The sequence below is a fragment of the Pedobacter sp. genome, from assembly GCF_041662865.1.
GTDB lineage: Bacteria > Bacteroidota > Bacteroidia > Sphingobacteriales > Sphingobacteriaceae > Pedobacter.
In genome coordinates, this window is sequence record NZ_JBAZRL010000004.1 from 1 (window position 1) to 20,435 (window position 20,435).

The window sequence follows — 20,435 nt, forward strand, 5'->3', positions numbered from 1 at the left end:
AATCTACTTCTGGCTAAGCAATTCTAGTAATTTCAAACGCATTTACGGTAACATTGCGTTTGCGTAATTCAACTTCTTCGCCTAAACGAGCTTTAACATATAGGCGTTCGCCATTTACTTTAACAGCAGAATGTGCTGGTGGATATTGTTCAATATCTCCTTTAAAAGGATCGGTAGCAGCGTAAATTTCTTCTTCAGTTATATGTTGGATAGGAAAAGTCGCATCAACTTCAGTTTCCATATCGAAAGAAGGTGTGCTCGCTCCCAAAATCATAGTGCCAGTATATTCTTTTTCTTCTGCCTGAAAAGTGTCAATTTGCTTAGTTAATTTTCCAGTACAGATAATTAATAAACCTGTAGCTAAAGGATCTAATGTGCCAGCATGTCCAACTTTTAATTTAAGGGGTTTTAGCGAATTTCTAATCTTGCCAACAACATCAAAAGAGGTCCATTTGTAGGGTTTGTTTATTAAAAGAAGCTCGCCTTGGGCAAAGTCAAAATCAGGAAATTGTAGGTTTTTGTTCTCCAAAAGAAATTATTTTGATGCAAAGCTACGGTTTAAATGATAGACAGTTGGTGCCCAGATAAAATCAGTACGATAATAACTAGTCCAACAATAATTCTATACCATCCAAATAGTTTAAAACCATTTTTGTTCAAATAGCCAATAAAGCTTTTAATTGCCAATAAGGCGATGATAAAAGCGACCACATTACCAAAAGCTAAAATCTGTATTTGCTCATGAGAAATGGTATGACCTTCTTTATAAAAGTCTAGCAATTTTTTACCTGTAGCGGCAAACATGGTTGGTACAGCTAAAAAGAAAGAAAATTCTGCAGCTACTTTTCTGCTTAATTTTTGGCTCATTCCGCCCACTATACTTGCTCCAGATCGAGAAACACCAGGTATCATCGCTAAGCATTGAAAAAAACCAATTTTAAGCGCAGTTAAATAATTTATTTCTACTTCTTCGTTTATAGTCGGATTACTAAACCATTTATCAACGAATAATAAAATAACACCACCAACTACTAAAGAAATCCCAACTGTAAGCGGGCTTTCTAACATTTGATCGATTTTATCACTCAATAAAACGCCAAAAATTGCAGCAGGAATAAATGCGATAACTAATTTAATATAAAAGTTAATACTCTTAAAAAACCGTTTGAAATACAAAACTACTACCGATAAAATAGCACCTAGTTGGATACAAATGGTAAATAGCTTCACAAAAGGATCAGAAGCTATGCCCATGATAGAGGAGCCAATAATCATATGCCCTGTTGATGAAACTGGCAGAAACTCAGTTAACCCTTCAATAATTGCAAGGATTAGGGCTTGTATAAAATTCATTAACCCTTATTTTTTTAAAACAGCATAAATACCAAATGCAAACCCAAATAATACTACCATTGGTGCTATTAAAGTTCTTCTCACATCATAGATATCACCTGTGGTACCCATCATTAAAATAAAGCCAACTACAACAATAGCAATGCTAATTAATAATAACTGATAGTTCTTTTTTGTAAAAACCAATTCTGTTTTTTTATCCTGTTTTACAGGAGCTGATTGTTTTTCTGCCATTATCTATATAGATCGTAAATTTTTAAACGTAAATACCTGCTTACTGCAAATAATGTACTTATTGAGGTAATAAAAATACCGATAGCGATCATGCCAATTAATACGAAACCAAATTCGGTGTAATTTCTTAAAATCAATATTTCAGGTATTTCTTTTTGTGCGTAATATAAAAGACCAAGCAAAATGATAATTGCAATAAAAGAGGCAATTAAGCCATGTAATGCGGCAACTAAAATGAAAGGCTTTCTGATAAAGTTTTTAGTAGCGCCAACTAACTGCATGCTTTTTATTAAAAAACGTTGCGAGAAAATTGCCAATCGAATGGTGTTGTTGATCAATGCTACTGCAATTACTAATAAAATAATTGCAAAACCCAACACAATCAAACTAATGGTGCTAATATTTTTGTTCACCATATCAATTAAAGAACTCTGATAAATCACTTCTTTAACGATTGGGTTTTTTTCTATATTCTTTTTAAGCGCATCAATGCTTTGGTTATTTGCATAATCTGCTTTTAAATAAACATCAATAGTAGAAAGTAATGGGTTGTATCCTAAAAAGTTTACAAAATCTTCGCCTAAATCTTTGGTCAAGTTGTGTTGTGCCACCTCCTTATTTACATATTGAGTTTGCTTAACCGCTGTATTAGCATTCAATTCTTTTTGGAAAGCTAAAATGTCGGTTTCTTTAGCACCTTCATCAACAATAATGTTTAAAACAATATTCTCTTTTACATAATTAGATAAGTTTTTAGCATGAACCAAAATCAAACCCAACATACCTAACATTAGTAAAACCAAGGCAATACTAAAGATGGTGGAAATATAAATGGTTTTTGTCTTCTTAGAAGCTTCGCTTACTTCAAATTCTTCCATGTATTTATGTTTTTGTTTTTGCGAAAATAAAGAAAGATATGCAGAAATGTAAATAAAAGCCTTTTTGTTTTTGCATCAATGCTAAATTTAAGTAAAGCAAATTAGTAAATTTTGCATCAATAAGCGGAGGCTTAACATTATTTAACTTTTTATCTTCATTATGCAGATGTTTATCAATTTAACATATTTTACATATGGTTTGCTCCCAGTTTGCTCCTACATTCCTCCTAGAAAACCGCGTTTTAGCAGAACAATACCAGAACAAATGTAGGAGAACTCTAGGAGAACTCTACTTTTTAACAGACAATTCCAGACAATTCCAGACATTTTCGGACATTTTCGGGCCTCCGCAGTCCTTGCTTTTTATATGGTTTTTCTTCAAAGATTTGGAATGTAAAGTTGCTACAATTACACAAAATCAGCTTCAATTTACAGGGACAGCTATAGGTTCAAGTCCTAAAATAACAGAAACCTATTACCTAAGTCGATAAGGATTTAACGAACAAATTGTATTACGAACGCCGTCTTCAAAAAGAGAGATGGCGTTTTTTATTCTTTGCACTTCAAAAACAGGCTTAATTTCCTTATTTTCGCAAACTATTTAAGAAAGAGGAAATTAATGGATTATCAATTTGCAGCCATAGAGCAGAAGTGGCAAAAATTTTGGGCAAAAAATCAAACGTTTAAAGCCGATTCAAATTCTACAAAACCAAAATATTATGTGTTAGATATGTTTCCTTATCCTTCTGGAGCAGGTTTACATGTTGGCCATCCACTGGGCTATATTGCCTCTGATATTTTTTCGAGATATAAAAGATTAAAAGGATTTAATGTTTTGCATCCAATGGGATATGATTCTTTTGGATTACCAGCAGAACAATATGCTATTCAAACAGGTCAACATCCAGCAATTACTACTGAAGCAAATATTTCAACGTATCGTCGTCAATTAGATCAAATTGGTTTTTCATTTGATTGGAGTAGGGAAGTGCGTACAAGTGAGCCATCGTATTACAAATGGACGCAGTGGATTTTTATGCAATTATTTAATTCGTGGTACAATTTAGAGACTGATCGTGCAGAAGATATTACCACGTTAATTGAGAAATTTAATGCAGCAGGTAGTGCTAATGTAAAAGCGGTTTGCGATGAAGATGTAAAAGATTTTATGCCAACCGATTGGGCAACATTTACAGATGAAGAAAAGCAAGTTGAGTTGTTGAAATATCGGTTAACGTATTTAAAGGAAAGTACAGTGAATTGGTGCCCAGCATTGGGAACTGTTTTGGCTAATGATGAGGTGAAAGATGGTTTTTCTGAACGTGGAGGATATCCAGTTGAGCAGAAAAAAATGATGCAATGGAGCATGCGAATTTCTGCTTACGCAGAGCGATTATTGCAAGGCTTAAATACCATCGATTGGCCAGAACCAGTTAAAGAAATGCAACGCAACTGGATTGGTAAAAGTGTAGGGGCAAGTGTCCGTTTCGCAATTAGCCTCACCCCAGCCCTCTCCGAAGGAGAGGGAGCAACTAGTGGCTTTGGCTATGAAACTGCAGACCCATTATTGTGGGAAATTTTAAAAACTAATGCTAGAGTAAATAGAAGTAGTCAAACTGAGGCTGAAGATGCGCTTTGGCAAAAATTAAGAAATAGTCAAACTGGTCATAAAATAAGAAGACAACACCCAATAGGTGCCTATATTTCTGATTTTATTTGTTTAAATAGAAGATTGATTATTGAAGTTGATGGTGGATATCATTTAGAAAACCAAGAAAATGATCAAATTAGAACGGAGGCACTAAATCAGCTAGGCTTCAAGGTGATCCGTTTCTCAAATGAAGAAGTTTTAAAGAACATCAATTTTGTAGTTGGAGAGATAAAAACAGAATTAGATAAAAGACAAGATAATGCAACTAACAAGGTAGGCAACTCTGCCTCCCTCTCCCTTGGAGAGGGTCGGGGTGAGGCTTATATAGAGGTGTTTACCACTCGTGTGGATACGATTTTTGGTGTTTCATTTATTGTTTTAGCGCCAGAGCATGAGTTGGTGCATGTTTTAACTACAGAAACACAGAAAGAAGAAATAGAAAAATATATTGATCAAACTAAAAAGAAATCTGAATTAGACCGCATGGCGGATACGAAAACAGTTTCTGGAGCATTTACTGGAAGTTACGTGATTAATCCGGTAAACGGAGAAAAGGTGCCAATTTGGATTGCTGATTATGTTTTAGCAGGTTATGGAACTGGTGCTGTAATGGGTGTGCCAAGTGGCGATCAACGCGACTGGTTATTCGCAAAGCATTTCAGCTTGCCAATTATCCAAATATTAGATGCTCAAAAAGATATTGAAGTAGAAGCTGATCCAACTAAAGAAGGAAAATATATCAACTCTGATTTCATTAATAATTTAGGCTATAAAGAAGCAACCTCTTATTTAAATCACTGGTTAGAAAGAGAAGGAGTTGGAAAAGCGAAAGTAAATTACCGCATGCGTGATGCAATTTTTGGTCGCCAGCGTTATTGGGGAGAACCCATTCCGGTTTACTTTAAAGATGGCTTGCCGTATCTTATTAAGGAGGAAGAATTGCCATTAGTGTTGCCAGAAATTGATAAGTATTTACCAACTGAAAGTGGTGAACCACCTTTGGGAAGAGCAACTGATTGGAGCTACGAAAAACAATATGAATACGAACTTTCTACAATGCCAGGTTGGGCAGGTAGTAGCTGGTACTGGTATCGTTACATGGATGCGCAAAACGATTGCGATTTTGCCTCGAAAGAAGCAATTGCTTATTGGAAAGATGTCGATTTATACATTGGTGGCTCTGAACATGCAACTGGTCACTTGTTATATAGCCGTTTCTGGAACAAGTTTTTGAAAGACTTAGGTTATGTTAACGAAGAAGAGCCTTTCAAAAAGTTGATTAACCAAGGGATGATACAGGGTAGAAGTAACTTTGTTTATCGTGTGGTTGATGATGAAGGGAAAGGAACCAATACTTTAGTTTCTTACGGTTTAAGAAAAGATTACAAAACATCAGCTTTGCATGTAGATGTTAACATCGTTGAAAATGAAATCTTAAACATTAATAAATTCAAAGAGTTTAGACCAGAATTTGCCAACGCGGAGTTCATTCTTGAAAATGGAAAATACATCTGCGGTGTTGAAGTTGAAAAAATGTCTAAATCAAAATTTAATGTGGTAAACCCAGATGTTTTGATTGCTCAATACGGTGCAGATACCTTGCGTATGTACGAGATGTTCTTAGGTCCTTTAGAGCAGAGCAAACCTTGGAATACCAATGGAATTGAAGGTGTATTTAAGTTCTTGCGTAAGTTTTGGCGTTTATTCCATAATGAAGAATGGGTTTTCCATGTAAATGATTCTGTACCAACAAAAGCAGAGTTAAAAGCATTACATAAAATCATTAAAAAAGTACAAGATGATGTAGAGCGTTTCTCGTTCAATACATCCGTTTCTAGTTTTATGATTGCAGTAAATGAATTAACTGATTTGAAATGTAAAAATCGTCAGGTTCTAGAAGACTTAGTCGTTGTACTTTCTCCTTATGCACCACATATTTGCGAAGAATTATGGTCGATGTTAGGCAATACAGATTTATCAAACACACCATATCCAACATTTAATCCAGCTTATTTGGAGGAAAATGAATTTGCTTATCCAATTTCAATTAATGGTAAAATGAGAATGAATTTGAACTTGAGTTTAAGTTTAGAGCAAGATCAAGCTACAGAAATTGTTTTGGCAAATGAGCAAGTACAAGGATATTTAGAAGGTAAAACTCCTAAGAAAATTATCTTTGTAAAAGGAAAAATTGTAAATATTGTAATATAGCACACATTATTTAGCAACTAGATACTAGCAGCCACAGATTAGCAGATTTAAAATCTGTCAATCTGTGGCTTTTGTTTTAATTATTAATGTTCTACGAGCTTAGGTAAAATCAAAAATAATCTGCGAATCTGCGGCTATATTTTATCCCCAGAAATTATTTTTCGCAATCCTTGTGATATTTCTGACCTTGCTGCGATTAATAGGGAAAGATGATTTAATTAATGCAACACGCTCAACAAGAATTCTTAAAAATTATTGAAACCAATAAGCGTCTCATATTTAAAATTTGTAACTCTTATTGCCAAAATGCAGATGACCGTGAAGACTTGGCTCAAGAAATTATATTTCAATTATGGAAATCGTGGGGAAGTTTCAAGAATGAGTACAAGTTATCTACTTGGATGTATCGCATTGCGTTAAACGTTGCCATTTCATTTTATAGAAAAGAGCAAAAAACAACAAGCACAGTTTTAATGGGGGAACATTTAATAGAAATTGTTGATGAGAATTTGGAAGAAGGATTAGAAGCAAACTTAAATGCATTGCAAAAGTTCATCAACGAATTAAAGCCTTTAGATAAAGCACTGATGCTATTGTATCTCGAAGAAAAATCTCATAAAGAAATGGCGGAAATTATAGGTATTACTTCCACCAATGTGGCCACAAAAATTGGAAGAATTAAAGAACAGTTAAAACAAAAATTTTCAAGCCAATAATTATTGGACTAACATTAATCAACATGGAAAATATAGAAATCATCAATCTTTGGAAACAATATGATGAAAAATTAGAAAAATCGCTTTCTCTTAATCAAAAAATTATAACAGAATTACAACAGCAAAAAGCTAAAAATGCACTTAGACCAGCTAGAAATTATAAGGTTTTAGTCGTTTTTATAGGAATTATTTATTCAGCTTTGGTGGGCTATTTTTTATACCATCTCAGTCCTTTTGCGTCCATTTTTCTTAATTTATCAGTCGGCATTCATTTATTAATTATGGTTATTGCTGTAGGTATGTACATTAGACAATTGGTGCTCATTAGCGAAATTGACCGTAGTGAAAACATTTTACAAATGCAGCAAAAAATGGCAAAGTTGCAAAGCTCAACATTAAAAGTAATAGGTATTTGTTTTTTACAGTTTCCAGTATTTGCAACTTGGAATATTCGCCTAGAATTAATTGAGAAAAACCCATTGGCATTCTGGCTTATTCAAATGCCGGTAGTATTCCTGTTAACTTATGTGGGTATTTGGTTCTACAAAAATATCAATATCAAAAATATGGATAAGAGATGGTTTAGAATGATGTTTTATGGGGTGGAATGGAGTTCAATTATCAAATCAGGCAAATTTTTAAAAGAAATAGAAAACTTTGAAAAAATTTAACTGTTTTCTGACATCATTTCCCAGTGAACAGTTCACCGTCAAAAAATGATCATTCACCGTCAAATCATTCCTGATGGTCTAAAATCTCTCTATAAACGTGTAACAAAAGCTACTTTTGTTAGACTAAGAACAAACAAATTAATAATACAATGAAAAGAATTCTACTTTTAAGTATAGGTTTAATCTTCATGTTCAATGCTAAAGCGCAATTCCCTGGAATGGGAGGTGGGCAAAAAGTAACTGTAACAGGTCGTATTACCGCAATTATTTTAGACTCATTAACCAACAAACCAGTAGATTACGCTACAGTATCACTATTAAAAGTGAAAGATGGTAAGGCTGTAAATGGTGGTGTAACAGATGAAAAAGGTAAAATCATTTTACAAAACGTTGCGCCAGATGAGTATAAATTATCTATCGGTTTTATGGGTTATAAAACGAAAACTGTAATTATAAAAACTACACCAGAGAAACCAGATTATAATGTTGGTTCGATCATTTTAAGCGCTACTGCAAATACGTTAAACGAAGTAAACATTGTTGGACAAAAAGCGGTGGTGGAGAATAAAATTGATCGTTTGGTGTACAACGCAGAAGCTGATGCTACAAATGCAGGAGGAGACGCAACCGATGTAATGCGTAAAGTGCCTATGCTTTCGGTTGATATTAATGGTAACGTTCAGCTACGTGGAAGTTCTGTACGTGTTTTAATTAATGGAAAACCTTCAGGCACAATGGCAAATAGCGTAGCTGATGCGTTAAAAATGTTGCCAGCAGATCAAATTAAAAGTGTAGAAGTTATTACCAATCCATCTGCTAAATATGACGCAGAAGGCTCTGGAGGTATCATTAACATCATTACCAAAAAAAGTAATGCAGAAGGAGTTAGTGGAAGTGTAAATGCAACCACTGGAACACGTCAAAATGCAGGTGCTTTTAATTTAACCGCTAAAACAGGACGTTTCAGTGTGAATACTGCTTTAGGAACTCAATTGGCATTTCCACAAGAATCACGAGTAGTGTTTTTTAACAAATAATGTAACAACTGGTGTGCTGCAAGATGGCCTTTCTGATTGGACAAGACAAGCGTATAATGGGAGTTTAGGTTTAGATTACGATTTTAATGCCTACAACAACATTAGTACCAATGCTAAGTACACCCGCTTTTATAACGGCGGGCCTGGATCATCGGCAATTTTAAGTAACAATGTGGCAGCTGGAAATATTGTAAGTAGCACAGATATGAGTAATGGTAACTTAGATTGGAATATGGATTATAAGTTAACCACTAAAAAACCAGGTGAAGAGTTTTCTGTTTCAGGTCAGTTAACCACAGGTAAAAACACAAATGAATTTGTTAACGATTATAAAACTGCTGCTGGTGTACCTATTAGTTATTTAGCGAGTAGTAATGTTGGTGAAAATAGAGAGTATACTGCTCAAACAGATTATATTTATCCTTTTAGCAAAACAGTTACTTTCGAAGCTGGAGGGAAAGGTATTTTTAGAAATATACAAAGCCAATATGGTTCAGGTAAAGATTTTGATTATACACAAAATGTAGGTGCAGCGTATAGTACAATAGCTTTTAATTTAACTAAAAAAATACAATTTAAGGGCGGGATTAGAGCAGAATATACTGATATAAACTCAACTGTTGGAAAAAATGATTACTTCAATTTGTTTCCAAGCGCTATTTTATCACAAACTATAAAAGGTAAAACAACGTTAAAATTGGCATATAACCGTAGAGTTCAACGCCCAAGCTTGGCTTATTTAAATCCATTTTTGAATGCTAGTAATCTAAGTTTCGACTTTCAAGGAAATCCAGATTTAGCACCAGAGTTAAGTGATAATTTAGAGTTTGGTTATTCAACTTATATTAAAGGTTCAATTATTAATGCGTCTATTTTTTACCGCAATACCCAAAATATTATCGAAGCACTTAATAAAAATGTAGGTGGAAGAATTCTTTCAACTTATGAAAATGTGGGTACTACACAAAGCTTTGGGTTTAACTTATTTACTTCTTACAATCCTCTTCCAAAATGGACATTGATGAGTAACATTGCGTTAAATACGTATGAAGTTAGAAGTAGACCAGATATCAAAGGAATGAATGAGGGAACATTTTTAAATTACAATTTCTTTATGCGTTCTGCAAATACATTTAAAGGTGGTTGGAATTTAGAATTTTTTGGAGTGGTTAACTCTCCTCGTTATACTTTCCAAAGTAAAACCGAACCTATGTTCTTTTATGGTGGAGCTGTTAAAAAAGACATCTTTAATAAAAAAGGAACACTTGGCTTAAATGTATTGAATCCATTTAAACGCGATTTACATATCGAAACTGTAACACAAGGTGAAAACAACTATCAAACCCAAAACATCTACTATCCTTTACGTTCATTTGGTTTAAACTTCAGTTATAAATTTGGCAAGTTGAAATTTACTGAGAAAAAGAAAATCAAAAACGATGATATTAAACAAGACCAAAATCAACAAGGTGGTCAAATGGGTGGTGTGCAACAATAAAATGTAATACTACTGCATAATAAAAGCCTCTACTATTTTTAGTAGGGGCTTAGTTATATATAGAAAAAATTATTCTACTTCTTCTTCACTCTTTTCAAAATCATTAAACTTAGTGGGTTAATTGGATAGCCACTAATATTATTTTGCAACATCACCACTACCTGATCGTATAAAACAGGAACAACTGAAGAATATTCCATTACCATATTATCCATTTTATAATACAATTCATATCGTTTTTTAGGATCACTTTCAAAATAGCTTTGTTCGAATAACTTATCAAATTCATCGTTAAAATAACCTGTATAATTTGGTCCAAAAGGCACTTTGTTTTTAGAGTAAAATACCGATAAATAATTTTCACCATCGGCGTAATCAGCAATCCATGAACCCCTAAAAAAGTTCACCTCATTCTTCGCCATCATATCACGTAAACTCGCATTAGGGCTAACATCTACTTTTACTTTTATCCCAATATTATTCAATTCACCTTGGATAAATTCAATTAAATCTTTGTACGTTGTAGAAGTGCTTAACGTAACTTCAGGCATTCCTTTCCCGTTGGGATATCCTGCTTCTTTTAATAATTTTGCAGATAATGTAGGATTATAGTCATAACCTTTTACTCTTGTGCTATCAAAACCAGGCATCCCTTTGGGTATAAAACCCGATGTAGCAGGAGTTCCAACACTATTTCTTAAATATTTAATTAATTTCTGCCTATCAATCGCATAATTAATTGCTTGTCTCACTTTTTGAAAACGTAAAGGGGAATTTTTAACAATAGTTTTAGAAGTATCAACTAAAATCCCAACATATTCAGTACATAAATAGGGGCCTTTAAATAATTGAAATTTCCCATTGTATTTACTGGTCATTTTACCACTTTTGGTTAAAATATCATCTCGATAACTTCCATCAACACTGTTAAAAAAATCAAGGTCTTTTTTGATAAAATTCATAAAAGCACTTTGTTTATCAGTAATAAAAGTGACTTTAACAGCGTCTAAATAGGGTAATGGTGTATTCCCATCTTTTTCCCAATAATGTTCATTTTTAAGTAATACTAAAATTTCATCTTCTTTCCAATACTTAAATCTAAATGGGCCTGTACCAACGGGATGACTTCTAAAATCCTTACCATAATGCTCTACCACTTCTTTTGGTACAACAGAGCAATATTGAGCCGTCAATAAATTCATAAAAGCAGGAAAAGGCTTTACTAATTGAATTTGGAAAGTGGTGTCATTTAACGCTTTAAAACTGTTAGCATCTTTCACTTTATCGCTAAAAATCCATCCTCCAGATGAGGCAACTTTAGGGTCGATTAAACGGTAGAAACTGTACGAAAAATCTGAGGCGACAACTTTTCTGCCTTTTCCATTTTTAAACAAAGGATCATCCTGAAAGTAAACATCATCACGTAGATTAAATGTATAGGTTAACCCGTCTTTAGACATTGTCCAACTTTTAGCAATACAAGGAATTGTGTTTAAATCTTTATCAACTTGCACCAATCCATTAAATATTTGGTTAATCATCCAAATGGCGTTTTGATTACGAGCAAAAGCCGGATCTAAGGAAGTAACATTTTGATCTAGATTGATATTGAAAACTTTTTTGCCGTCAGTTTCGGTTTTTCCTTTACAAGAAACAATCGCTAGCAAGCAAAAAACCCAAAATATATTGTTTATAATTCTACGCATCGGTTTAGGAATACTATTTTTGTACAAATTAATAAATAAATTCAGATGTCTTTTTTAAATGAGCTTATAAATAGTGAAAATGATGAAATTTTACGCGAAGAATTGAATGATCGCATCGATATTGTAACGCATAAAATTAAATTCATGGATAAAGTGCCTGTAGTTTGTTTAGATACATTCAACATGCAGAGCTTAGTTTTAGCTGATGAAATAAATGCTGCTGGAGGCATGCTTGAAACAGAAATTTTTGGTGCGGTTTATATTATTTATTATCAACCAGGTAAAACTTTAAATGATTTAATGCGTGAAGTGCCTGCATTATTAGACCCAAATTGGCCAGCTGTAAAAAACGGTCGAATTATTTTATTGAATGATGATCCAAATAAATTACGGACTCCTGCAAATGCTGTTATGTTAATAGAAGATTTTGCAGAAATGCTACATCCAGGATTTTTTATTTTTGGTTACGAGGGTGATAAATGGATTAGGTTTAATACTTAATAAATTTATCCATTTGCTGATTGGTAAATTTCAACGTATCTGCTTTAAATAAATTTCCATTTTCATCCAATTCCGTTTTAATATCTGGAATATGCAACCGTAAAGGCATTACATTTAAGTGTAAATACGCACAGACACCATTAAAATGCTCAATACCACGAATGTTCCCATATTTCCCTGATGAAATTCCGACTAAACATGCTTTCTTATCGTAAAAACTTTCTGGAAATGCGCATGCATCTATGAAGGTTTTTAATACACCAGGATAACTCCCATGATATTCAGGAATGATGAATAAAAACTTAGTAGTTTTCGTAATTAATTCGTGAATTTTTTCAAATGCTGCACTTCTTTTGCCATATAAATCATGACCGATAAAATTTTCTGGTAAATCTTGTAAATCCAATAATTCAGTTTCTAAGCCCTTTTCTCCTAGTTGTTTCTGATAGTATTTGGCTACTTTTAAGGTATTGCTTGCTGGTCTATTAGTACCAGATATAATGGTAATCATACTAAAATTGTTAATAAGATGTTTAAAACACTTAAGGCTTTAATACTAATATTATGATTTAGTTTGTATCTTAGCTAATTGTTAAAAAGTGCTTTTTTTATACAAAAATAGCATTTTTTCTTAGCTAATTAGTGTAAAATAAAGCCATAGTTTATTTTGGCGATTTTTAAAAAGATAGATGAGTAAAATTATTGCTTTAGCAAACCAAAAAGGCGGTGTAGGTAAAACTACTTCGTCAATAAATTTAGCAGCCAGCTTAGCGGTTTTAGAGTATAAAACACTTTTAGTTGATGCAGATCCTCAGGCAAACTCTACTTCTGGTATTGGTTTCGACCCAAGGAATATTAAAAATAGTATTTACGAATGTATCATTAATGATGTTGATCCGTTAGATGCAATTGTAAAAACCGAAACCCCAAACCTAGATTTATTGCCTGCACATATCGATTTAGTTGGTGCGGAAATAGAAATGATTAATCTAACCAGCCGCGAATATAAAATGAAGGCTGTTTTAGAAAAAGTAAAAGATCAGTACGATTTTATCATTATCGATTGTTCTCCATCTTTGGGTTTAATTACCATCAACTCTTTAACTGCTGCAGACTCGGTTATTATTCCTGTTCAGTGTGAATATTTTGCATTAGAAGGTTTAGGCAAATTATTAAACACCATAAAAATCGTACAAAATCGTTTAAATCCAGAATTGGAAATTGAAGGAATTTTATTGACAATGTATGATGTAAGATTACGTTTATCTAATCAAGTGGTAGAAGAAGTAAAAACCCATTTCCAAGATTTGGTTTTCGAAACCATTATTCAGCGTAATACACGTTTAAGTGAGGCACCAAGTTATGGTGTTTCTGTAATTATGCATGATGCAAATTGCAAAGGAGCTATCAATTATTTAAACTTAGCTAGAGAGATTGTTCGCAAAAACGGTTTAGTAACCGAAGAACAAGATGTAAACACGGCAACCATATAAATTATATAGATGACATCTTTTCAGCGAAAAACAGGTTTAGGAAAAGGATTAAGTGCGCTTTTAGATGATACTGATTCGGTTCATCCTCCAAAAAATGGCAACGATACATTAGAACAAACTGTACAAGTTGGTAGTATCAGTCAGGTAAATATTAGTGATGTAGAAACTAACCCATATCAACCCCGTACGGAATTTGATCAGGTTGCACTAAACGAATTGTCAGAATCGATTAAAGTACAAGGTTTAATACAACCAATAACCGTTAGAAAAAACGGAAATAAATATCAATTAATTTCTGGTGAACGTAGATTAAGAGCGTCAAAATTGGCTGGGTTAACTCAAATACCAGCTTATATTCGCAGTGCGGATGATCAGCAAATGCTAGAAATGGCATTGATTGAAAACATTCAACGCGAAAACTTAAATGCTATTGAAGTAGCGTTAAGTTTCCAAATGATGATTGATGAATGTAATCTAAAGCCTGAGCAATTAGGCGAAAGAGTTGGTAAAAACCGAACTACTGTTAGCAATTATCTTCGTTTATTAAAATTACCACCAGTTATTCAGGCATCAATTCGTGATGGTAAAATATCTATGGGTCATGCTCGTGCTCTAATTAGTGTAGAAGAAGAAGCCAAACAATTGTTTATTCACCAAGAAATTTTGGATAAAGGTTTATCTGTTCGTAAGGTAGAGGAGTTGGTTCGCAGTATACACCATGTGCAAATAAAACCTAAAGCTAATCCAGTTGGTGTTTCTTTTGAATATCAAAAATTACAAAATGAATTAGCTTCTAAATTCGCTACCAAAGTGAAATTAAAAGTAAAAGAGAATGGAAAAGGTGCAATAGAAATTCCATTTGTCTCTAACGATGATTTGAGCAGAATTTTAGAACTTTTAGATTGGTAATGCGAGCACTTTTGCTTTCGGTAATGTTAGTGTTGACTTTTGCTGCGGCAAGAGCGCAAAATCCTGCTGTAAAAACCCCGATAGATACTACTAAAAACAGAGTTGACACCATTAAACCAGCACCTTACATAAATAAAGGAAAAATTGCTGGCAGAAAAGCATTTCATCGGTCATTAATTTTTCCAGGCCTAGGTCAAGCTTATAATTATGGACTAGTGGTAAATGATGTTAAAAGCGGTTTAACAAAAGGAAATAAATTCGGACAAAAATTATATATAATTGGTAAAATTGGTGCTATTTACGCTGGCGGCACTTTATTAGTCATGTCGTATATCGACAATAATAAAAATTACAAGTTGTTTTTGGATGAATTACAGTATAGAAAACTGCATGATAATACTCCAGACCCTGAAAACGGGCTAGCCCAATACACCAACACCGATGCTTTAGTCGTAGCTAAAAATATTTATAAACGTAACCGCGAAGTGGTGTTAATCTCTTTAGTAGGCTTATACGGATTAAATGCATTAGACGCTTACATCACGGCCCGTTTAAAATATTTTAATGTAGATGATGATTTATCTTTTAAAATCTCACCATCATTAATTAATTCAAATACAATGTATGGTTACAATCCCACTATACCTGCATTAAAACTCACTATCAAATTATGAAACTAATATTTGATTTAGATATAGCTTCATTACCTTTAAATATAAACCGAGTTTACGAGTTCATTAATCCAAATGAAAACCGTAATCAAAATATTAATAACTTATACCGATGAAAATAGCATTATTGGGTTATGGTAAAATGGGCCAAATTATAGAGCGTTTTGCTTTAGAAAGAGGACACGAAGTTGTGCTAAAAATCAGCATAGATAATCTAGAAGATTTTACTGTTGATAATTTAGAAAAAGCAGATATAGCAATAGATTTTAGTGCGCCAGATGCTGCAGTTGATAATATTTACAAATGTTTAGAAGCTGGAGTGCCAGTAGTTGTTGGAACGACAGGTTGGTATGGCAAATTACAAGAGATTAAAAATGATTGTTTAAGCAGTAACAATACACTGCTTTACGGCTCTAACTTTAGTGTTGGTGTTAATCTTTTCTTCCATTTAAATAAAGTACTAGCAAAGCTGATGAATAATTATCCAGCTTACGAAGTACAAGTAGAAGAAATACACCATACGCAAAAACTAGATGCGCCAAGTGGTACAGCAATGACCATTGCCGAAGGGATCATTGAAGAGATTGATCGTAAATCGGAATGGTTAAATGAAGTTGTGGGTACGCAAATACCAGATGTGATTAAAAATGAGCAATTATTAATTGAGTCGCACAGAATAGAAAATGTACCAGGAACACATACAGTAGTTTATAGTTCTGAAGTTGATGAGATAGAAATTAAGCATACTGCACATAGTAGAGCAGGTTTTGCTTTAGGCGCAGTAATAGCTGCAGAGTGGTTACAAAATAAACAAGGCTTTTACAACATAGCCGATGTTTTTAATTTTAATTCCTAATATATGAGTTGGAAATTCTGGCAAAGAAATAAAAATGCCGAACCAAAAAAGAAAAAAAGTAAAAGTAGAGAATGGACTGACGCAATCATTTTTGCAGTAGTTGCAGCAACTATTATTAGAGTATTTTTTATTGAGGCTTACACCATTCCTTCGGGTTCAATGGAAAAATCTTTATTGATTGGTGATTTCCTATTTGTAAGTAAAGTAAATTATGGTGCTCGTATTCCAATGACACCGGTTGCCTTTCCTTTTGCACATCATACTATGCCATTAACAGGCACAAAAGCATATTGGGATGGTGTTCAGTGGAAATACAGAAGATTGCCAGGACTACAAGATATTAAGCGTAATGATGTAGTAGTTTTCAATTTCCCAGAAGGAGATACCGTCGCTTTAGAAGCACAAGATGATAATTATTACCAAATGATTATGCGTAGCGATAGGCGAACAGTGAATGCGAATTATACAATTGTAAGCAGGCCAGTAGATAAACGTGAAAACTTTATTAAGCGTTGTATTGCTATAGCAGGAGATACCGTTAGCATGGAAAATGGATTGGCTTCTGTAAATGGGAAAAAGGTGCCTTTGGAGCCTACTGGATTGTTTTATTATACAATAGAATTTAAAACTTCAGATATAAATATGAGGCTGTTTCAAGATATGGGTTGTAAAACCGCAGAAACGAATGTGCCTACTATTTATCAGTTTGAAGGAACGCCAGCTATGGTTGCAGAACTTAAAAAATCTGATTATGTTAAATCAGTTACAGAGAATGTAGCTATGAAAGGTGAATTTGATAGAGCAATTTTCCCACATGATAAAAACAGGTCTTGGAATTTAGATAATTTTGGTCCAATCATCGTTCCTAAAAAAGGCTGGACAGTAAAAATGGATAGCGTTACAATGCCATTATACGAAAGAAGTATTCGTATTTATGAACGTAATAAATTGGAAAAAGTTGGAAACGATTGGATCTTAAACGGTAAGAAAGCAACAGAATACACGTTCAAAATGGATTATTACTGGATGATGGGCGATAATCGTCATCAATCTGCAGATTCGCGGTATTGGGGTTTTGTTCCTGAAGATCACATAGTTGGTAAAGCTTTATTCATTTGGATGAGCTTTGATAGTGAGGGTTCATGGTTTAGCAAAATACGCTGGAATAGACTTTTTAAAGGTATTCACTAAATAAAAAATAATTATAAAAGACCTCGATTTTTGTCGGGGTCTTTTTTATGCTTATAACTTAGATAGTTGTAAAAATTTATAAAGCCTCAATTCCAAGTTTAGCGGCCAATTCATTTAAATCATTTACAACAACATTAATAATTGGAATACCGCTTACTTTTCTTTCTAGCTCTGCTTCTGCTTCAGGTTCGCCTGGTATAATTACTTTTTGATTTGGATGTATAGTTTTTGCATTTTTAAAGCGTTCAATCCAATTATCTAAATGGTTTTTAAAATCATCTGCAGGGCGAAAACCATCTACACGCATAGCGCCTAAAAAATGACCAATTCCTTCACCAACTGGATTTGCATCTGGTTCTAAAAAAGCTACAAATGGTGGCACCCACGGTCCATAATTTGCGCCAGAAAGCACAGCTGATAAAATATCTACTGTTGCACTTAATCCGTAACCTTTGTGGCTACCATGATCTTTATCACTACCTAAAGGCAATAACGAACCGCCACTTTTCAATTCATTTGGATTGATTGAAGAATTTCCATGTTTATCTTGCACCCAACCCTCTGGAATTTCTTTGTTTGCTCTTTGAGCGATTTCTAATTTGCCATTTGCAGCTGCTGCGGTTGCCATATCAACTATAACTGGCGGATATTTTCCTGCTGGAAAAGCATAACACATTGGATTTGTGCCTAATAAACGTTCATTCGCATAAGTAGGTGCAACCAATGGACTTGCATTTGTCATACTAATTCCAATCATATCTTTTTCTACGGCCAGTAAAGCATGGTAACCCGCAATTCCAAAATGATTTGAGTTTTTAACGGCTACCCAACCACTTCCGTATTTTTCGGCTTTTTCAATTGCTACTTTCATGGCAAATGGTGCAACAACTAAACCTAATCCACCATCTCCATCTACCGTTGCAGTAGTTGGTGTTTCATAAACTACTCTAATATTTGGTGTAGCATTAATTCTTTTCTTTTCCCACAAACGAACATAACCGCTTAAACGAGCTACACCATGTGAATCTATCCCTCTTAAATCCGATAGAATTAAAACATCGGTCGCTAATGTTGCATGCTCATCAGAGCAACCCATTTTCTTAAAAACTGAGTATGTAAAAGTTCTAAGTTTGGCTTCTGTAAAAGTTATAAAGTTCATTTTTTTAAATTTGTCGTCATTGCGAGGCACGAAGCAATCCTACAACAATAGCAAACGCATTAAGATTGCTTCGTGCCTCGCAATGACGGATTATGATGATGGAAGTAAAAGTGTAAAATCTCCACCTAAAGGTTGAAAATTTTCAATTAATGAGGATAGAAAATCATCTCCATAATTTACATACATCGGCGCAATATTCAATACTCTTTCTTGTAAAGTGCCCGTAGGAAAAAGTCTATTTTTTACGTTTTCAATCTGTTTTAAAGAAACTTCATGTTTTCTTTTTTCAGCTCTAAACAGTTTCTTTTCCAAATTTTCTAATAAATGAATAGTCTTGGTTTTTGCAGAATCTGCGGAGCTTTCCAAAGTCTTATCAATTTTAAAAGAATTCAATTTAATCTGATCAAATGCTGTTTGGATTGCTTTCATTTCATCAGCTAAACTTAAATTAGAAGTGCTGTTATTTTTTACCCATGTTCTTTGCAATTCTGCAACTGAAAGAAAAGCATCTTCTAATTTAAAACCTAATTTGTGTAAGTTTTCGGCACTACGTTTATCAATTAACAAAGCAGAATTACGCAATAATAGCACAGGGAAATCTGTTTTATAGAAATCGAAATTAGCTTTTAATTGCATCCAATAAGAAACTTCGGCGCCACCACCAATGTAAGCGATGTTGGGCAAAATTACTTCTTGGTATAGCGGCCGCATAATTACATTCGGGCTAAATCTTTCAGGATGATTTTCAATTTCTTGTAGTAATTCATCCGTAGTAAAACCAATTTCTGTATGGTTAACGGTATAGTGATTATCTTTTTCAATAATCCGTTCGCGAAGATTGTCTATTAAATAAAAGAAATTAATCTCTCTACCATTAACTTGTGTTTTATAACCTTTTTGTGCTAAATTTTCACTCGTTTTTTCAGTTAAATGTGCACTATTTTGTTCAGTAATATCTTGTTTAATGATAGAACTGAATTGCCTTTTTAGTTTTGAATCATCAGCGTTAATTATCACTAATCCATAATCTTGAAATAAACTATTGACTAAAACTCGAGTTGCGTCCGCCAGATTATCATTAGTTAAGTAAGCATTTTCAACTAACTTGGCTAATTTTTTTCCGTTTTTGCTTATGCCTAAATACGCTTTATATGCCCTTACTGCTGCTTCAACAGTTTTTGTGCTTAATCTTCCAGTTGCACCGTTAGTTTGTTGTATCCAGCTGATGTTTTTTTCATCAACACTAACATGGTTGATTTCTTCAAAATCATGATCCTCAGTCGCCATCCAATAAATTGGTATAAAGTTTTTCTCAGGATAAGCGATTTTTAGTTCAAGTGCCAGATTTATGGTCGTTACAATTTTGTAGATGAAGTATAAAGGTCCGGTAAATAAATTAAGCTGATGACCAGTAGTAACAGTGAATGTATTTTCATCCGCCAGTAAATTAATATTGTGATTTACGGATTTATTCGTCTTTACGTTTTGATATTGTTGACTTAAAACTTCAACTAATTCAGCTCTATTTCCTTTGAAATTTCTGGCGTCAACAGCTTTTTTTAAACCATCCATATCTGGACGAAAACTGTAGAAAGGTTTCAAGAATTCATCATCATTTACATAATCTAAAACTAATTTAGAGAATGAATGAGTATCCTGATAAGAGATATATTTTGCCTTCATGTGTTGCGAAATTAAAC

The 20,435-nt window shown here is 33.6% G+C and carries 18 protein-coding genes and 1 pseudogene; 11 read left to right on the forward strand and 8 right to left on the reverse strand.

Features of this window, described 5'->3' with window-relative positions:
- Positions 1-19: 19 nt before the first annotated feature.
- The 4 genes and pseudogenes from WC622_RS02230 to WC622_RS02245 form a co-directional block, all read right to left on the reverse strand.
- A pseudogene (locus tag WC622_RS02230) lies at positions 20-529 on the reverse strand (tRNA pseudouridine(55) synthase); the annotation flags it as partial.
- 29 nt (positions 530-558) lie between these two features.
- On the reverse strand, positions 559-1,353 hold the full coding sequence (locus tag WC622_RS02235) for an undecaprenyl-diphosphate phosphatase (protein ID WP_372816858.1): 795 nt from the start codon (positions 1,351-1,353) through the stop codon (positions 559-561).
- A 6-nt stretch (positions 1,354-1,359) separates the two neighbouring features.
- A complete protein-coding gene (locus tag WC622_RS02240; protein ID WP_372816859.1) occupies positions 1,360-1,587 on the reverse strand; it encodes a DUF3098 domain-containing protein in 228 nt (75 codons plus the stop codon).
- Positions 1,587-2,465 carry a cell division protein FtsX gene (locus WC622_RS02245; RefSeq protein ID WP_372816861.1) on the reverse strand — a complete coding sequence of 293 codons (879 nt, stop codon included), beginning with the start codon at positions 2,463-2,465 and terminating at the stop codon, positions 1,587-1,589. Before WC622_RS02245 ends, WC622_RS02240 begins: the two co-directional genes overlap by 1 nt.
- Positions 2,466-3,084: 619 nt before the next feature.
- On the opposite strand from WC622_RS02245, the gene leuS reads away from it, so the two are divergent.
- The 5 genes from leuS to WC622_RS02270 all read left to right on the forward strand — a co-directional run bounded on the left by leuS (position 3,085) and on the right by WC622_RS02270 (position 10,249).
- Complete coding sequence (gene leuS, locus WC622_RS02250) at positions 3,085-6,327, forward strand: leucine--tRNA ligase (RefSeq protein ID WP_372816863.1); 3,243 nt, start codon at positions 3,085-3,087, stop codon at positions 6,325-6,327.
- Between the two features lie 221 nt (positions 6,328-6,548).
- Positions 6,549-7,043 (forward strand): RNA polymerase sigma factor, encoded by a 495-nt coding sequence (locus tag WC622_RS02255; RefSeq protein ID WP_372816865.1) that lies wholly within the window; start codon positions 6,549-6,551, stop codon positions 7,041-7,043.
- A 23-nt stretch (positions 7,044-7,066) separates the two neighbouring features.
- Positions 7,067-7,714, forward strand: coding sequence for a hypothetical protein (locus tag WC622_RS02260; RefSeq protein ID WP_372816867.1), 648 nt, complete (start codon positions 7,067-7,069; stop codon positions 7,712-7,714).
- Between the two features lie 149 nt (positions 7,715-7,863).
- Complete coding sequence (locus tag WC622_RS02265) at positions 7,864-8,751, forward strand: carboxypeptidase-like regulatory domain-containing protein (RefSeq protein WP_372816869.1); 888 nt, start codon at positions 7,864-7,866, stop codon at positions 8,749-8,751.
- Positions 8,752-8,764: 13 nt separating this feature from the next.
- Positions 8,765-10,249, forward strand: a complete 1,485-nt coding sequence (locus WC622_RS02270) for an outer membrane beta-barrel family protein (RefSeq protein WP_372816870.1) — start codon at positions 8,765-8,767, stop codon at positions 10,247-10,249.
- Between the two features lie 74 nt (positions 10,250-10,323).
- Here WC622_RS02270 and WC622_RS02275 read toward each other — a convergent pair whose 3' ends face one another.
- Positions 10,324-11,955, reverse strand: coding sequence for an ABC transporter substrate-binding protein (locus WC622_RS02275; protein ID WP_372816872.1), 1,632 nt, complete (start codon positions 11,953-11,955; stop codon positions 10,324-10,326).
- A gap of 45 nt (positions 11,956-12,000) precedes the next feature.
- On the opposite strand from WC622_RS02275, the gene WC622_RS02280 reads away from it, so the two are divergent.
- Complete coding sequence (locus WC622_RS02280) at positions 12,001-12,456, forward strand: hypothetical protein (RefSeq protein ID WP_372816874.1); 456 nt, start codon at positions 12,001-12,003, stop codon at positions 12,454-12,456.
- On the opposite strand, the gene WC622_RS02285 is transcribed toward WC622_RS02280, so the two are convergent.
- Positions 12,446-12,967: an NADPH-dependent FMN reductase gene (locus WC622_RS02285; RefSeq protein WP_372816875.1), complete on the reverse strand. Its 522-nt coding sequence runs from the start codon at positions 12,965-12,967 to the stop codon at positions 12,446-12,448. The two genes, WC622_RS02280 and WC622_RS02285, sit on opposite strands and share 11 nt — an antisense overlap.
- Positions 12,968-13,145: 178 nt before the next feature.
- Between WC622_RS02285 and WC622_RS02290 the strand changes: the two genes are divergently transcribed.
- The 5 genes from WC622_RS02290 to lepB all read left to right on the forward strand — a co-directional run bounded on the left by WC622_RS02290 (position 13,146) and on the right by lepB (position 17,576).
- A complete protein-coding gene (locus tag WC622_RS02290) occupies positions 13,146-13,949 on the forward strand; it encodes a ParA family protein (RefSeq protein ID WP_372816877.1) in 804 nt (267 codons plus the stop codon).
- Positions 13,950-13,958: 9 nt separating this feature from the next.
- On the forward strand, positions 13,959-14,858 hold the full coding sequence (locus WC622_RS02295) for a ParB/RepB/Spo0J family partition protein (RefSeq protein ID WP_372816879.1): 900 nt from the start codon (positions 13,959-13,961) through the stop codon (positions 14,856-14,858).
- On the forward strand, positions 14,858-15,532 hold the full coding sequence (locus WC622_RS02300) for a DUF5683 domain-containing protein (protein ID WP_372816881.1): 675 nt from the start codon (positions 14,858-14,860) through the stop codon (positions 15,530-15,532). Before WC622_RS02295 ends, WC622_RS02300 begins: the two co-directional genes overlap by 1 nt.
- Before the next feature lie 109 nt (positions 15,533-15,641).
- The gene (gene dapB, locus WC622_RS02305) at positions 15,642-16,385 is read left to right on the forward strand and encodes a 4-hydroxy-tetrahydrodipicolinate reductase (protein WP_372816883.1); all 744 of its coding nucleotides are present in this window, start codon (positions 15,642-15,644) and stop codon (positions 16,383-16,385) included.
- A gap of 3 nt (positions 16,386-16,388) precedes the next feature.
- Positions 16,389-17,576 (forward strand): signal peptidase I, encoded by a 1,188-nt coding sequence (gene lepB / locus WC622_RS02310; RefSeq protein ID WP_372816885.1) that lies wholly within the window; start codon positions 16,389-16,391, stop codon positions 17,574-17,576.
- A 76-nt stretch (positions 17,577-17,652) separates the two neighbouring features.
- On the opposite strand, the gene WC622_RS02315 is transcribed toward lepB, so the two are convergent.
- Positions 17,653-18,735, reverse strand: a complete 1,083-nt coding sequence (locus WC622_RS02315; protein WP_372816887.1) for an Ldh family oxidoreductase — start codon at positions 18,733-18,735, stop codon at positions 17,653-17,655.
- Positions 18,736-18,825: 90 nt separating this feature from the next.
- On the reverse strand, positions 18,826-20,418 hold the full coding sequence (gene bshC / locus WC622_RS02320) for a bacillithiol biosynthesis cysteine-adding enzyme BshC (protein ID WP_372816889.1): 1,593 nt from the start codon (positions 20,416-20,418) through the stop codon (positions 18,826-18,828).
- Positions 20,419-20,435 lie beyond the last annotated feature (17 nt).

Excerpts from the sequence above, each read along its gene's own strand:
- lepB (WP_372816885.1), top strand. The coding sequence starts at position 16,389 with ATGAGTTGGAAATTCTGGCAAAGAAATAAAAATGCCGAACCAAAAAAG.
- WC622_RS02255 (WP_372816865.1), top strand. The coding sequence starts at position 6,549 with ATGCAACACGCTCAACAAGAATTCTTAAAAATTATTGAAACCAATAAG.
- leuS (WP_372816863.1), top strand. The coding sequence starts at position 3,085 with ATGGATTATCAATTTGCAGCCATAGAGCAGAAGTGGCAAAAATTTTGG.
- WC622_RS02285 (WP_372816875.1), bottom strand. The coding sequence starts at position 12,967 with ATGATTACCATTATATCTGGTACTAATAGACCAGCAAGCAATACCTTA.
- bshC (WP_372816889.1), bottom strand. The coding sequence starts at position 20,418 with ATGAAGGCAAAATATATCTCTTATCAGGATACTCATTCATTCTCTAAA.
- WC622_RS02260 (WP_372816867.1), top strand. The coding sequence starts at position 7,067 with ATGGAAAATATAGAAATCATCAATCTTTGGAAACAATATGATGAAAAA.
- WC622_RS02235 (WP_372816858.1), bottom strand. The coding sequence starts at position 1,353 with ATGAATTTTATACAAGCCCTAATCCTTGCAATTATTGAAGGGTTAACT.
- WC622_RS02275 (WP_372816872.1), bottom strand. The coding sequence starts at position 11,955 with ATGCGTAGAATTATAAACAATATATTTTGGGTTTTTTGCTTGCTAGCG.
- WC622_RS02245 (WP_372816861.1), bottom strand. The coding sequence starts at position 2,465 with ATGGAAGAATTTGAAGTAAGCGAAGCTTCTAAGAAGACAAAAACCATT.
- WC622_RS02265 (WP_372816869.1), top strand. The coding sequence starts at position 7,864 with ATGAAAAGAATTCTACTTTTAAGTATAGGTTTAATCTTCATGTTCAAT.
- WC622_RS02290 (WP_372816877.1), top strand. The coding sequence starts at position 13,146 with ATGAGTAAAATTATTGCTTTAGCAAACCAAAAAGGCGGTGTAGGTAAA.
- WC622_RS02300 (WP_372816881.1), top strand. The coding sequence starts at position 14,858 with ATGCGAGCACTTTTGCTTTCGGTAATGTTAGTGTTGACTTTTGCTGCG.
- WC622_RS02295 (WP_372816879.1), top strand. The coding sequence starts at position 13,959 with ATGACATCTTTTCAGCGAAAAACAGGTTTAGGAAAAGGATTAAGTGCG.
- dapB (WP_372816883.1), top strand. The coding sequence starts at position 15,642 with ATGAAAATAGCATTATTGGGTTATGGTAAAATGGGCCAAATTATAGAG.
- WC622_RS02280 (WP_372816874.1), top strand. The coding sequence starts at position 12,001 with ATGTCTTTTTTAAATGAGCTTATAAATAGTGAAAATGATGAAATTTTA.
- WC622_RS02240 (WP_372816859.1), bottom strand. The coding sequence starts at position 1,587 with ATGGCAGAAAAACAATCAGCTCCTGTAAAACAGGATAAAAAAACAGAA.
- WC622_RS02315 (WP_372816887.1), bottom strand. The coding sequence starts at position 18,735 with ATGAACTTTATAACTTTTACAGAAGCCAAACTTAGAACTTTTACATAC.